This is a genomic window from Solibacillus sp. FSL W8-0372, from assembly GCF_037969735.1.
GTDB classification, from domain to species: domain Bacteria; phylum Bacillota; class Bacilli; order Bacillales_A; family Planococcaceae; genus Solibacillus; species Solibacillus faecavium.
Window position 1 is genome coordinate 2835606 of record NZ_CP150204.1, and the last position, 14138, is coordinate 2849743.

General features: G+C 36.9%; 13 protein-coding genes. 4 read left to right on the forward strand and 9 right to left on the reverse strand.

What is annotated here, in order from left to right:
* The first annotated feature begins 169 nt into the window (after window positions 1-169).
* Window positions 170-2317, forward strand: a complete 2148-nt coding sequence (locus tag MKY13_RS14415) for a cell division FtsA domain-containing protein (RefSeq protein WP_191700611.1) — start codon at window positions 170-172, stop codon at window positions 2315-2317.
* Between the two features lie 498 nt (window positions 2318-2815).
* Here MKY13_RS14415 and MKY13_RS14420 read toward each other — a convergent pair whose 3' ends face one another.
* From MKY13_RS14420 to MKY13_RS14460, 9 genes are all read right to left on the reverse strand, one after another.
* The gene (locus MKY13_RS14420) at window positions 2816-3301 is read right to left on the reverse strand and encodes a YtxH domain-containing protein (protein WP_191700612.1); all 486 of its coding nucleotides are present in this window, start codon (window positions 3299-3301) and stop codon (window positions 2816-2818) included.
* 33 nt (window positions 3302-3334) lie between these two features.
* Window positions 3335-3850, reverse strand: coding sequence for a DUF948 domain-containing protein (locus MKY13_RS14425; protein ID WP_191700613.1), 516 nt, complete (start codon window positions 3848-3850; stop codon window positions 3335-3337).
* 232 nt (window positions 3851-4082) lie between these two features.
* The gene (murC, locus tag MKY13_RS14430) at window positions 4083-5381 is read right to left on the reverse strand and encodes a UDP-N-acetylmuramate--L-alanine ligase (protein WP_191700614.1); all 1299 of its coding nucleotides are present in this window, start codon (window positions 5379-5381) and stop codon (window positions 4083-4085) included.
* A gap of 147 nt (window positions 5382-5528) precedes the next feature.
* Window positions 5529-8570 carry a DNA translocase FtsK gene (locus tag MKY13_RS14435; RefSeq protein ID WP_339213482.1) on the reverse strand — a complete coding sequence of 1014 codons (3042 nt, stop codon included), beginning with the start codon at window positions 8568-8570 and terminating at the stop codon, window positions 5529-5531.
* 194 nt (window positions 8571-8764) lie between these two features.
* On the reverse strand, window positions 8765-9379 hold the full coding sequence (ytpR, locus tag MKY13_RS14440; protein WP_191700616.1) for a YtpR family tRNA-binding protein: 615 nt from the start codon (window positions 9377-9379) through the stop codon (window positions 8765-8767).
* Window positions 9376-10191 carry a DUF1444 domain-containing protein gene (locus MKY13_RS14445; protein WP_191700617.1) on the reverse strand — a complete coding sequence of 272 codons (816 nt, stop codon included), beginning with the start codon at window positions 10189-10191 and terminating at the stop codon, window positions 9376-9378. Before MKY13_RS14445 ends, ytpR begins: the two co-directional genes overlap by 4 nt.
* A gap of 107 nt (window positions 10192-10298) precedes the next feature.
* Complete coding sequence (locus MKY13_RS14450) at window positions 10299-10817, reverse strand: hypothetical protein (RefSeq protein ID WP_339213485.1); 519 nt, start codon at window positions 10815-10817, stop codon at window positions 10299-10301.
* A gap of 71 nt (window positions 10818-10888) precedes the next feature.
* Window positions 10889-11425 (reverse strand): DUF84 family protein, encoded by a 537-nt coding sequence (locus MKY13_RS14455; RefSeq protein WP_339213487.1) that lies wholly within the window; start codon window positions 11423-11425, stop codon window positions 10889-10891.
* Window positions 11426-11569: 144 nt separating this feature from the next.
* The gene (locus tag MKY13_RS14460) at window positions 11570-12646 is read right to left on the reverse strand and encodes a M42 family metallopeptidase (RefSeq protein WP_339213489.1); all 1077 of its coding nucleotides are present in this window, start codon (window positions 12644-12646) and stop codon (window positions 11570-11572) included.
* Window positions 12647-12791: 145 nt separating this feature from the next.
* Here MKY13_RS14460 and MKY13_RS14465 point away from each other — a divergent pair, with 145 nt between their 5' ends.
* From MKY13_RS14465 to MKY13_RS14475, 3 genes are all read left to right on the forward strand, one after another.
* Window positions 12792-13106, forward strand: coding sequence for a hypothetical protein (locus MKY13_RS14465; RefSeq protein WP_191700621.1), 315 nt, complete (start codon window positions 12792-12794; stop codon window positions 13104-13106).
* Between the two features lie 130 nt (window positions 13107-13236).
* Window positions 13237-13443 carry a helix-turn-helix transcriptional regulator gene (locus MKY13_RS14470; protein WP_339213491.1) on the forward strand — a complete coding sequence of 69 codons (207 nt, stop codon included), beginning with the start codon at window positions 13237-13239 and terminating at the stop codon, window positions 13441-13443.
* The gene (locus tag MKY13_RS14475) at window positions 13440-14123 is read left to right on the forward strand and encodes a DUF3169 family protein (RefSeq protein WP_339213493.1); all 684 of its coding nucleotides are present in this window, start codon (window positions 13440-13442) and stop codon (window positions 14121-14123) included. The genes MKY13_RS14470 and MKY13_RS14475 overlap by 4 nt, the downstream gene beginning before the upstream one ends.
* Window positions 14124-14138: the final 15 nt, after the last annotated feature.

A 14138-nucleotide genomic window follows, 5' to 3' on the forward strand; every position in this document is an offset into this window, starting at 1 on the left:
CCCCTCTTCTTTGCGTATCCTTCTCTTTCAGATAACTTAAAAGTATGATACATTTTTAAGTAATAAACTTATTATAATCAATCTATTGTAGAATGTCACGTCTTTTTAATTTAGCGATTCAACTCGCTAAAGTATATTGTAATAATAAATTGAAAGGAAGCGTTATCATATGACAAATAAATTGTTTGCACTTGATATCGGAACGCGCTCCGTTGTTGGCATTATTCTAGAACAACACGAAGATAAATATCATGTCGCAGATATTTTAGTGAAGGAACATAAAGAACGTGCAATGGTTGATGGTCAAATACATAACGTCCTGTATGTAGCAGAGCTCATCCAGGAGATTAAAACAAAATTGGAAGAAACACATGGTCCATTGAAAAAAGTCAGTGTCGCAGCAGCAGGTCGAGCATTAAAAACTGAGCAAGCACTTGTCACACTTTCAATAAAAAACAGACCAATTTTTACTGAAGAAGATATTAATAGGTTAGAGCTTCAAGCTGTCCAACAAGCCCAACAGCAATTATTGCAGCATAAAGAAGATGTAAAAAATAATCATTACTATTGTGTCGGTTATTCCGTTTTGTATTTCCGGTTAGATGGCGAAGAAATTGGTAGCCTACTCGATCAGCAAGGTGATGAAGCTTCTGTAGAAGTTATCGCAACATTCCTGCCACGGGTAGTTGTTGAATCACTTCTTGCTGCATTAAAACGTGCAGATTTAGAAATGGAAGCTTTAACTTTAGAGCCTATTGCGGCGATTAATGTACTTATCCCCCCAACAATGCGTCGGTTGAATGTTGCGCTAGTTGATATTGGTGCGGGAACTTCGGACATTGCAATTACGGATAAAAGTACAGTTGTTGCATACGGAATGGTACCAACTGCCGGTGATGAAATTACTGAAAGCTTAAGTGACCATTATTTATTGGATTTTCCGATAGCTGAAATAACGAAACGCCAAATGCATACAAATGAAGAAATTTTAATTCAGGATATTTTAGGATTTGACGAATATATTCCTCGAGCAGAAGTGGTAAAAGCCATTTTTCCCGCAATTGAAAACCTAGCAAAATCTATTGGTGAGGAAATTTTACGTTTAAATAATAATGTTCCTCCTAAGGCCGTTATGCTTGTAGGTGGCGGGAGCTTAACTCCTCATCTTCCGGAAGAGCTTGGAAAAGTATTGAACCTACCTGCGAATCGTGTAGCTGTTCGTGATGTAAATGCTATTCAGAATTTAACACGTGCAGAACATATCCCTGCAACACCTGAACTTGTCACACCGATTGGCATTGCAATTGCAGCTCAAAAATCACCAATTCATTACATGTCCATCTCAGTTAATGATCAAGTTGTTCGTTTATTCGAATTAAAAGAAATGACAGTAGGCGATGCCTTTCTTGCAGCGAATATCCGTGCGAAACAGTTGTATGGCAGATTAGGTCACGGTTTATCTATTACAGTGAATGGTCAAAATGTATTTGTACCGGGAGAACATGGACAGCCTGCACAAATAGTATTAAACGGGGAAATAGCTTCCACTAAAACACTAATAAAAAATGGCGATAAAATTCAGCTTATTCCAGGAAAAGATGGTGCTGATGCATATGCCACAGTTCGTGACATTATTGATGAGGCAGCTGTTAAAAAGATAACTATAGGTAAGGAAAAATACATAATAGAGCCGAAAGTAATAGTTAATGAAAAGCCAGTGAAACTGGATACTCCTATACAGGATCGTGATGTCATTGTTGTCCAAACAGTTACAACGGTAGAAGATGCTTTCAACAGTACGAATAATACGAAACATCTCCAGCAGTTTAGTTCTTACTGTGTTCATCTAGATGGTAAACCCGTTTATTTACCGGAGTTTTCTTCGCAACTTTTTATAAATGGAAAGCCTGCTAAAACTCATTATCCTATCCAAACAGGGGATGTAATTACCTTTGAGCAAATTATGTTGCCTTCTGCAGAACAAATAGCAGCATCTTTAAATTTGCTTTTGGAGGAAAAAGTGATTGTCACATTCCAGCAGGAACAAGTAGAACTTGCCAAAACGGCACGGGAGTTCTACGTCAATGGTCAAATTGTTCAAAGTACTTCAACCGTACCAAATGGAGCTACGATTAAGATTATTGAAAAGGATACGGGAAAGTGGATTTATCAGGATGTTTTCCGTTTTTCAACTTGGCAGCTTCCTACCACATTTAAAGGTTCTTTCACGATTTTACGAAATGGACAGCCTTCAACATTTGATGCGGAAATATTCGGTGGCGACCTGTTAGAAATTCAGCTCGCAGAAATTAAATAATCATAGAATTTCAACAATAAAAAAGGCTTCCAAAATTTATTGGAAGCCTCAGATTGTCGACAAAAGGTCTCTCGAGACCTTTTGTCTTTTTATTATAAATTTTTATTCGATGCTTAACAGGAATAAGTTGTTTATGTTCATTGATTTGAATTGAATACTAGTCATCGTAGATATCCTATCTCTCACTTTATTTAAAGCGATGAATAAGTTGATTGGAGTGGAGGGACCGTGACTCCACCGGGAACAGCGAAATTTATTTTGCGACGAGTAACCGCAGGAGCACGCGCGGAAGATCCACTAAATTGTGCCTGCCGTTGTAGGCACAATTTAGTTAGCTGGAGCCGTGCCCGGGGAAAGCATCGGTCCCGGAATGGAAATTAACGGTTTTCATTAGTTAACTTTATTTTAATAAAAAAAGACTGTAGGCAATCCCGAATTCCTTCAAGTTTGTCTACAGTCTGAGGCTTCCAACATTTATTGGAAGCCTTTTTGCTTTTATTACATATCAGTATGACGTGTAGAATTTGCAAGATCTGGATCTGTATTTAAAGTATCAGGATCTGCATTTTCAGCAGCTATTGCCTGAGATTTCGGATCATCTACTTTATCTACTTCGTCTAAAGGTAATGGTTCTTCCCCTTCTGAAGATGCTGTTCCATCATCAAATACTGGTGGTTGTTTTGTTGTTTTCCCTTTTACTTTTTCAACAATTGATGAAGATTGTTCTTTTAATTGAGTAGATAGTTGAGCAGTCTTTTCCTTTGCTGTTCCTGAAAGCTCGATACTTTTATCTTTCAAAGTTACAGCTTGTACAGCAACATCGTTACGCATTTCACTGCCTGTTTTTGGAGCTAATAATAACGCAGTAGCTACCCCTACTATTCCGCCAACTAATGCACCAATCACAAAATCTTTTACATGAATTTTTTCATCATCATAAATTGAATCATTAATCTGTTGATAGTTAACTCGTTTTTCTTCCATCACAATACTCCCCCTTGACATTTTAAAATAATTTTACCCATTATTCTTCTTCAAAAACCCAAATTTTGATTTTGAACTCATATTTGGTGGTGTTTCATTTGTTTTAGTACTCGTATAAATTACATCTTCATCGTTAATTGGCTTGCGCTGACGCCATTGATCTGCGATACCCATTGCGACATTACTCCACTGAACGACTTGTGCAATTTTATCTTCATTTTTATGAACTTCTGTGGAAATTGATGTAGTAATACGTTGTACTGAAGAATTTAAACTATTTACAGAATCGCCTACTCCTTTAACTGCATGAACTACAGAATTTAACTTCTCCGACTTCTCTGAAATATCATCAGCCAATGCATTTGTTTTTGTAAGTAAGCTCGTCGTCTCACGGGTAATGCCTTCCATTTGCCCTTCAATTCCAGCAACTGTCCCGGCAATAGAATTCAATGTATTCTTTACAGAAAACAGTGTCATACCGATGCTTACACATAATACTAAAAATCCGATTGCAGCTACTAATGCAGCAATATAAAGTAGTACTTCCATAATGTTACCTCCTATATCTAGTCCATTTAAACATTCGACAAAAAACCTGACAATCCTTTTCTTTGAAAAACATATTTCGCCAAAACTTCATTCAAAAATGAATGTGCCTTTTGTCCATATTGTCATATTTCCCAATCTATCAGTTAATAAAACCCTTTATAATTATTAGTTCTATCAATTATGTATGAAAAACAGCTTATCCTCTAATCCAGGTTAAGCTGCTTTTCTCTTTTTATTTCAAAATAGCTTCAAAAGCATCTTGATATTTATGAACATCTCCCGCTCCCATGAAAAGGAATACGGCATTTCCATGCTTTTTAAGATCGCTAATCTCATCAAGAGTCAATACAGTGCACCCTTCGATTAGACATGCTAAATCATCAATTGAAAGTTCGCCTTGTTTTTCGCGAGCAGAACCAAAGATATCACATAAGTATGTGTTATCTGCCCCACTTAAACTATCCGCAAAGTCTTGCAAAAAAGCTTTTGTTCGAGTAAATGTATGTGGTTGGAATATCGCAACAATTTTATGTTCCGGATATTTTTGTCGTGCTGATTGCAAAGTAGCGGCAATTTCAGTAGGATGGTGTGCATAATCGTCCACTAAAACAACGTCGCCAATTTTTGTTTCTGTAAAGCGGCGTTTTACCCCACCATAAGTATTAAGTCGTTCCTGAATTAAATTTGCTGGGATACCCTCATAATGACAAAGCGAAATAACCGCTAATGAGTTTAAAATTGTATGATCCCCAAATAGTGGAATAAAGAACTTACTGTAAAATTCATTGCGAACATATACATCAAACTTAGTACCTTCTGTTGTTTTCTCAATATTACGAGCTGAAAAATCATTGGCAGAATCAAAACCATAATACACAACAGGTACATTTGCCTGAATTTTTTGAAGCTGTTCATCATCTCCGCATGCAATGATTGCTTTATTTACTTGTAAAGCTAGTTGCTGAAATGCGTCATAAACATCATCTATACTCGTAAAATAGTCAGGGTGATCAAAATCAATATTTGTCATCACTGCATAATCCGGATGATAGGCTAAAAAGTGTCGGCGGTATTCGCATGCTTCCATTACAAAGTACGATGCATCCTGTGCACCAGAACCCGTACCATCACCTATTAAATAAGAAGTTGGCATATAGCCACCTACAACATGACTCATTAATCCAGTTGTTGATGTTTTACCGTGCGCACCAGTAATAGCAATAGATGTATAGCGATTACTATACTCTCCTAAAAACTTATGGTAACGGATTACCTCTAAACCTAATTCACGTGCACGTACTAATTCTGGGTGGTCATCATTAAATGCATTACCTGCAATTATTGTTAAGCCTTCTTTAATATTATTTTCATCAAAAGTAAGAATTTCTATTCCTCGCTCACGTAAAGGTTGCTCTGTAAAATAATACGTATCAACATCAGAACCCTGTACTTGCTCTCCAGCATCAAATAAAATTTGCGCAAGTGAACTCATTCCTGAACCTTTAATACCTGTAAAATGATAGCGTGTCATTATTGTTAAAACCCTCCTAGGATACATTGATCCCATTGAAATTATCAATTTGTTGTTTCAAAGTTATGCATACATTATAGCACTAAATATACGTAACAATAATTGAACGACAATTCAAAAATTATTGTCATTCAATTATCATGTACCTTAGCCGCCAAATTGCTCAACTATATCTTCCTCAGTTATAAATACATCTCTCGGCTTACTCCCTTTTGGTTCAGAAACAAAGCCCTGACGCTCTAACATGTCAATTAGTCTTGCCGCTCGATTGTAGCCTATATGATAACGACGTTGTAAAAGAGATGTCGACGCTGAACCTTGTTCATATACAAATCGGCAAACTTCTTCAAACAATTCATCTTGGTCCTCTACTGTTTCAGAGCGTTTTAATAGTTCTTCTTGCTTAAATATATATTGTGGCTCTCCCTGTTCACGTACATACTCAATAATTTCTTCTATTTCATCATCAGTAACAAATGTACCTTGAATACGGGTAGGAGCCGACATTCCATTTCCTAAATATAACATATCTCCGCGTCCAAGCAAGCGTTCTGCGCCTTGTGTATCTAAAATTGTACGAGAGTCAATTTGAGATGATACTGAAAAGGCAATACGTGTAGGGATATTGGATTTAATTAGCCCTGTAATAACATCCACAGAAGGTCGTTGTGTTGCGACAATTAAATGAATCCCTGCAGCACGAGCCTTTTGAGTAATCCGAACAATACTATCTTCTACATCTTGTGGAGACATCATCATTAAATCCGCCAACTCGTCTATTACAATCAACAAGTATGGAAGCTTCTGTGCATACATTCCATTTGCGTCACACATTTTATTATATGCTTCTATTTTACGTGCACCGCTATGCATAAATAACTGATATCGTCTTTCCATTTCCTCAACTGCCCATTTAAGTGCGGCCGTAGCTGCCTTAACGTCCGTTATAACAGGACTTACTAAATGTGGAATATGATTAAATGGTGCCAATTCAACCATTTTAGGATCAATTAACATTAGTTTTAATTCATTAGGGTTTGCTTTATACAGTAAACTAACTAAAATCGTGTTAATACATACTGACTTACCTGAGCCTGTTGCACCTGCAATAAGACCATGAGGCATCTTTCGTAAATCGATTGTTACAGGTTTGCCTGTTAAATCCAAACCTAAAGCAGCCTCTAATGGTGAATCAGAATCTGTAAACGATGCCGAATCCGTTACTTCAGATAATCGTACTGAACGGGAAATCCGGTTTGGAATTTCAATGCCAATCGAGCGCTTCCCTGGAATTGGTGCATCAATACGAATATCTTTTGCAGCCAGCGCCAACTTTATATCATCTGTTAGATTCCGGACTTTACTTACTTTCGTTCCTTGCCCAACCGTAATTTCAAACTGTGTTACAGCAGGTCCCTGCACAATTGACTCAATATGCGCCTGAATTTGGAAGTGGGATAATGCTTCGACTAAATTCTCTCCCTGTTCGTCCATCCAATCACGGTCTTCAACCATTTCCTCGGGCGGCACTAAATACTCAAGTGGTGGTTTTACATAAGGAATTCGTTTCGGTAATGGAGGAGTTTCTATAACTTCCTCGCTAGTATTTTCAATTGAAGGTAATTCCTGAATTTCTTCTGTAGTAGCCGCTACTTCAAGTATTTCCTCCATTGGTTGCTGCACATTTTCATCTCGTTCCAGTAATCCTACGGAAGTCAAAGGCAGGTCATTTATTGGTTCTGTCTGTCCCCCACTGTCTTCAACTTTTTGTACCGGCTCATGTTGTAAGATAATCATTTCAGATTGTTCTTCTTGTTCCTGTCCATAAGATAGTGTTAAGGGGTTTGTATCAATAATATTCTGCACATCATCCAATTGTTGAATGGTAGTGACTTCTTTGGTAAACGTAGTAGTCATAGTCATCTCAGAATCCATTAATTCATTTTGATCGTTAACCACTTCATTACCTTCATCTATTTCTTCCGACTCTATAACAATATGCTTCTGTTGACTTAAATGCTGCTCAACAAATTTCTTTGTAAGCAACTTTTGTTTATCTGATTTTAACATCACAACATTGAATGGAAGACGACTTCCCGTACTTACAGGTTTTACTGTTTCTTCACTCTTCTGCTCGATTACAGTATTATCGTCTGTCGAAGGAACCTGCTCAACATTTAATTGACCTATATGAATTGTTGAGTTTTCAATTGTTACATGTTTTACCTGCACATCATTCATAGTATCTGCAGCAGGTGTCTCTTCAATTGTTTTCTTTTCTTCAACTTCTTCCACCTCTATAACAGGAGGGGATAAATCTTTATTATCTGGTGCTTCAGTGAACTCTTGTGGTTCTAGAACATCTTCTTCTACTTCAAATAAAATAAGCTCTTTCTCACTACTATTTTCATTTTCCACAACAACTTCACTTTGTCGTAATGGTTCTTCGCTTGTACTTTGTTCAACTAGTTCGTGTTGTTGCGATTCAAGGGGATTTTCAACAGCTGTCTCCGCCTCCGGGAATTGATTTAGCGCTTCACTATTTTCCGGTTCGACCTTTATTAATGAAGACGGTTCATCATTTTTGTGTTGCTCATCCGCATCTTGTTGTTTTTCGATTAGCTTTTCAATGGGAGTTGGCTTTTTAAATCCATGTACAGGCGAAGGTACATCCGTAGGAATAAAGCGTTTTCTCAATTCGATTGGTTTCGTAGCTTGGTTGCTGACTTGTTTTTCTTCAAGCGACGGTTTTTTGCGTAAATTTTCCCGCTCTTCTTTTAAAATCGGCAATCGGCGTACTGGCTCATTCTTCTGTATGACATTTGAATGCCCTTTTCCTTTACGGCGTCGCTCCAGCAGCTCTCCAATGCCTGAGACTTCCACATCATAGATTTCACGACCCGCAGTAGATTTTTGCAAGTAATTTGGCAATGAAAGCTTTTCATTATCTTCATCATAAAAGCTAGTCGTTTGGCGTTGTTGCTCTTCTTTTTGTGCAGCTTCTTTAAATTCATCTTCTATTAAAGGGAATCGAAATGCATTTTTCGGTCGATCTGTCTGCTCATTGTAATTGGGTTGCACCTTATGTTGTTCATTTAAATCGGTGTTTGTATAGCCCTCATGTTCATCATATTCTTCATTTAAATCCATCTTAAAAAGTTTATTAAATTTATTTTTAATCCAACTCATAAAATACCACTACTTTCCTTAAAAACATTGCCATTCAAATTTCATTATTTAAACGGTCTTTATATGTATATAAGATTTACACACATCAAAAGCATATCATATTTGCTGTATAAATGCGCTTTGTCGTTAATAATTTTAAACATAAAAAAAGTTAGTATGCGAGACTAGGCTCAACATACTAACTTTAGATTAATTTAACGAGAAGGCATTTCGAACGGACTACCTACTTCAGCAGAATCCTCTAATACTAAAATCCCTTTCACCTCTGGAGCACCTGGAATTGCTAGTTCCCGTGCAGAGCAAAGCATACCAAACGAATCTTCTCCACGTAAATTGCCCTCTTTAATTAATAATCCTGAAGGCATAACTGCACCAACTTTTGCTACTACTACTTTTTGGCCAGCTTCAACATTTGGTGCACCACATACGATTTGTAATGTCTCGTCACCTACATTTACTTTACACACACTTAATTTATCAGCATTTGGGTGTTTTTCTTTCGCTTCTACATAACCTACAACGAATTTAGGGGAGAAATCTACATCCAAAGAAATTTCTGCACCATTAGTCGTTAAGGCTGCCTCTATTTTTTGAACTAATTCAGGAGTAACTTCCACATTGCCTGCTACATCCAATTCTAAATATTTGCTAGCATTAAAAAGATTGAATGCTTTTATTTCTCCAGTTGATTCTTCTTTTAATATGGCTACGTCACCAGCACGTTCAACCTCTGTTTTTACAATGGATTCTGTTGCTAACTGAACTAATAGGACATCTCCTACATGTGCTTTGTTGTATGCTACTTTCATTTTTCGTCTTGCTCCTTTTTCACTTTGTTTTTTGCTAAAATAAATATTGGTTCTAAATGACCGTTTTCATATACAAATGACAAGCTCGTAATCGGAACCGCGCCAACTGTAAAGAAATGCATTGTCATCTGCGCTAATACATCATACCCTACTTCATTTCGAATATCACCAATAATTAATACATCCTGGTGTGGTACAGATACTGTCATTTCTCCTTCAATTTGACTTTCCATTTCCTTTAAAAAGCTTTCGTTTAATATACGGCTTGCATCATACCCATCATTCTGATTTAAAAAATAATAGATATTGCCTGAAACTTCATCACGTTTAACAGAAGTCGGTAATTTTTTTACAGAAAAACGGGCAGCTTCGCGGATCTGCTCCTCTGTAACACTTAATTTTGGCAACATCGATTCATCAATTAAACGATAAGTTGTCCCTAAATCAAGCGCATAATAAATACGAGTTTCTGCAGTGTGGCTCGTCATTACAAAGGCATGACCATCATTTGATTTTTTTGGGAAGGATGTGGAACGAATTATTGGATATACAGAAGCCAATCCTCCAAATCCTTGTTCCTCTTCTCGTTCCATTGCTAAAAAAGTTTGTTCAATTGTATAAACAACTTCCTCAATTGCCTGATGTTTCTTCGTTTTGTACTTCGTCACAATTTCCGGTAAAAAAATATCCATCCCTTTACCGATTTTTTTGTGATCCAGACGCAATTTATCATGCTTCTCATCGAATGTGAATGTAAAGTTAGCCTCACCCAATTTAGTTTTCAGTTCAGCCACTAATTGTTTCGAATCCATTCAACCACTCCTTTATCTAATCAAAAACGGCCCACAAATGTGAACCGTTTCATCTACTTCACTATTGTAGCAAAAAAGCAATACGAATACTTTGCTCAATGCTTCAGTTATTCAATAACGTTGACCGTCTTTACAATTTCCATCATTTCTTGAATTTTGATATCCAACTTTTTGTCTTCGGAAATCGTAGATAATTTAACGCCGCCTAAATTTGCAATGAGTTCATATTTCTCTTCAGATTGCTCTACAACTCCCGCAAAGCCAAATAGACCCTCTGATTGAAATGTTTTTTCCTGTACAATTTTACCTGTGCTCTCACTCTTGAAAATATCATAATGCAGCTGACTATCACTTGTTTCATTTTCGTTTACAAATAAAATATAAGAATCTTTACCATTTAGAATTGTATAATTTAAATCATCAATTCCTTTTTCAATACTATATCCTGCCGGTAAGTAAAGCTCTATATGTCCAATCGATTTATTCACTTCTTTCGGTTCACTACCAAACACCGTTTCGGCATTCTCCATTCCAGCTAAAGCTTGTTCCTCAGCTGATTGTGAACACGCAGTTAATACAGCAACTATTGCGATAAGTATAGCTGCCTGTATCCATTTACGACTCATAGTTTCCCCTCACTTTCATACTTTCTAACGTATCATAATAATTTTCCAACTTGCAAAGCAACGAAAATGATTTACATTTCTTCTTTCTGTTCTTTGCTCATTTTGAATAATACTTGTCCAACCAATAGCTTTACGATATGTTCAAACATTGCTTTACGATCGATTAAATTATGTGTAAAGATGCCTACTGCACCTTGATGTTGACGAATATTTTCGATATTAGTATAGACGTCCATGACAGGTCCAAGTTCCATCCCTACCCGAAGCTCCCGTGCGATTTCTTCAGGCAATGCAAATTGTGCACCAGAGCTGGCAATGACCGTTCCGTCCTTTAAATTTACAGCTCCCCAGTTACAGCAATACATTGTCCCTTCTATCTCATCAACCCCGCCTTCAAGACCAAATGTTATATCGGCATTTGTTTTCATCATTGCATTGCGTGCGCGATTAATGGCACCTTGCCTCGTTTCTTCGTTTGAAAAAGGTTGAACTGATACATCAGAAGGTACATCTATACTTTCCACTGTAGCTTCTGGGAAGAACTGTTTGACAATTACTTCGACAGCGCCGACTTTCGCTTTATTTTTCGTTCCGACTGCTACTTTCATCTTTTCATCTCCAAGTTGATCAATTTAGGAAAAAGTTCTTAAAACCCGTTTCCTTATGTAGATTGCCTATCCCGTTTATTTTCACAAAAAAACAAGGATGCAATTATTTCACATCCTTGTATTATAATATATTCTTCTATTTTTTTATACGTTTGCACGTATTGAATCAATTGTGGAACGGTCTGCCGATTGAACTAAATTAACAAGCAACTCTTTTGCCGCTGCATAATCATCCACATGAATAATGGAAGCAGATGTATGAATATAGCGGGAACAAATTCCAATTACAGCAGAAGGGATACCATCATTTTGCGTATGCACTCGACCTGCATCCGTACCACCTGGAGATACGAAATATTGGTAAGGAATTTTATTTGTTTCGGCTGTATCCAATACAAACTCGCGCATCCCGCGGTGAGTCACCATTGAACGGTCAAAAATGCGTAATAACGGGCCGTTACCCAATTGTCCGAACTCATTTTTATCACCGGATGTATCATTTGCTGGCGATGCATCTAATGCAAAGAACAAGTCCGGCTTAATCATATTTGCAGAAACTGCCGCTCCGCGTAAACCTACTTCTTCCATGACATTTGCACCCGAATAGATATGGCTGTTCACTTCTGTTCCATGAAGCTCCTTTAAAAGCTCGATTGCCAATCCACAGCCGTAACGATTATCCCAAGCTTTTGCCATAATTTTTTTTGGGTTTGCCATCGGTGTAAATGGACATACAGGAATAATTGATTGACCTGGACGTACACCTAATTTTATCGCATCTTCTTTTGAATCTGCTCCGATATCAATCAGCATATTTTTAATATCCATTGGTTTTGAACGCTCCGCATCTGTTAATAAATGTGGAGGAATTGATGCAATGACCCCTGGAATTTCACGTTCTTTAGTATAGACTGTCACACGTTGTGCCAACATTACCTGGTTCCACCAGCCACCAAGAGTTTGGAAGCGAATCATTCCATTGTCAGTGATGGAAGTAACCATGAACGCTACTTCATCCATATGCCCCGCTACTAAAATTTTCGGTGCATTTTCGTCCTTTGCTTGACGTAAGCCAAAAATGCCCCCTAAATTGTCCTGAATAATTTCATCGGAATACTTTTCTAATTCTGAACGCATAAAATTACGAACAGCACGTTCATTACCTGGTGCTCCAGGAAGTTCTGTTAACGTTTTAAATAGGGCCAGTGTGTCTTGATTCATTATGTAACACCTCTATAAGTAGATTTGCACTTATTATAACACAAAATTAATTGAGTATTTCGACTTTCGAACCTTCTATTTTTTTTACACTATTTTCAGAGTGTGTTAAAGTAAATATAGTGAATATTTTGAGGAGGTTTTTGGGATGAACTTAAAAGATTTTACAATAGGTCTTGTAACAGGGGTGGCAGCAGCTGTCATCGTAAAGGAAATGAGCAATCGCGTTGCGCCATATGCAAATCCTGATCATATTTTAACAAACATTAAAGATGAATTTAAAAAGCAGGCACCGATTGATGGTTCTTGGATTTATATGAAAACTGAAAACTTCAGTAATGGCTTTACAGAAACACCTGTATATCGTGGTGGTATTTCCCGTACGATGAATGGGGAGTTAGAGAATTACGAATTTGCAGCAGATGCCCGTTCTGGTGCAATTGTAGATATTAAACAAGTTTAGAAATATAAATGCGATGACGAAATATGTCATCGTATTTTTTTGAACAAAAAGTAAATTTTATTAGTCAAGTTGACAAATATACTTGTCAAATTGACTTTTTTACTTTACACTTCATTTAAGAGGTGAGGAAATGAAAACTCGGCTAAAGGAGTTACGGGCAAGGTATCAGTTAAACCAAACCGAATTGGCAAAGCGGGCAAAAGTATCGAGACAGACAATCAGCTTAATAGAACGAGAAGAACTCGTCCCTTCGCTATTAATTGCCGTCAGAATATCAAAAATTTTAAATGAGTCTATTGATGAGATTTTTATTTTTGAGGAGGAGGAATTGGAATGAAAAAAACGTTAATACAGCTTTTAGGCGGAGCGGCTATAGGTGCACCTATTGGTTTTTTCACCGTAAGCGGGAATTTTGCACTACCGTTATATGAAATCGCTACTGAAATGACCCTTGTGTTTTTAGGCATTGCATTTCTTTTATTAGTTGGAAGCTTGCTGAAATTAGCTCAGTTAAAACAAAAATCTGCACAGCAATTTTCAGGAGATGAAGAAGATTTACATGAACAATATTTATATACATTGTATAGCGATGTTTCTTTAGCAAGTAATATTGCTCTGATTTTAAGTATTGTAGCAATGTGTATTGGAGTAATTACCGAACAATCTATTGTCATTTTAATATTATCAATTTTCGTTGTTTTACTTTCAATTTTATCAACTATCTTAGTAGGAACATCTTTGAAATATGCGTATCCTAATCGGGAATTTCCTTCTTTTAATGATAGTCAATATTCAAAAAAACTATTAGAAATGTCAGATGAAGGTGAACGCCATGTTATGCTTCAAGGATTTTATTCTGCCTTCAATACGGCTAATATTTTATTACTCGCATCATTATTATTATTGATGTTCTATTCAATCGCTTCGGGAGAATCCCAGCTATTCGCGATTCTAATTATTTCTCTTATATTAATAATCGTGAACACACAATATATGTTAAAAGTACGTAATCGATAAAAAACGCCTGCATGA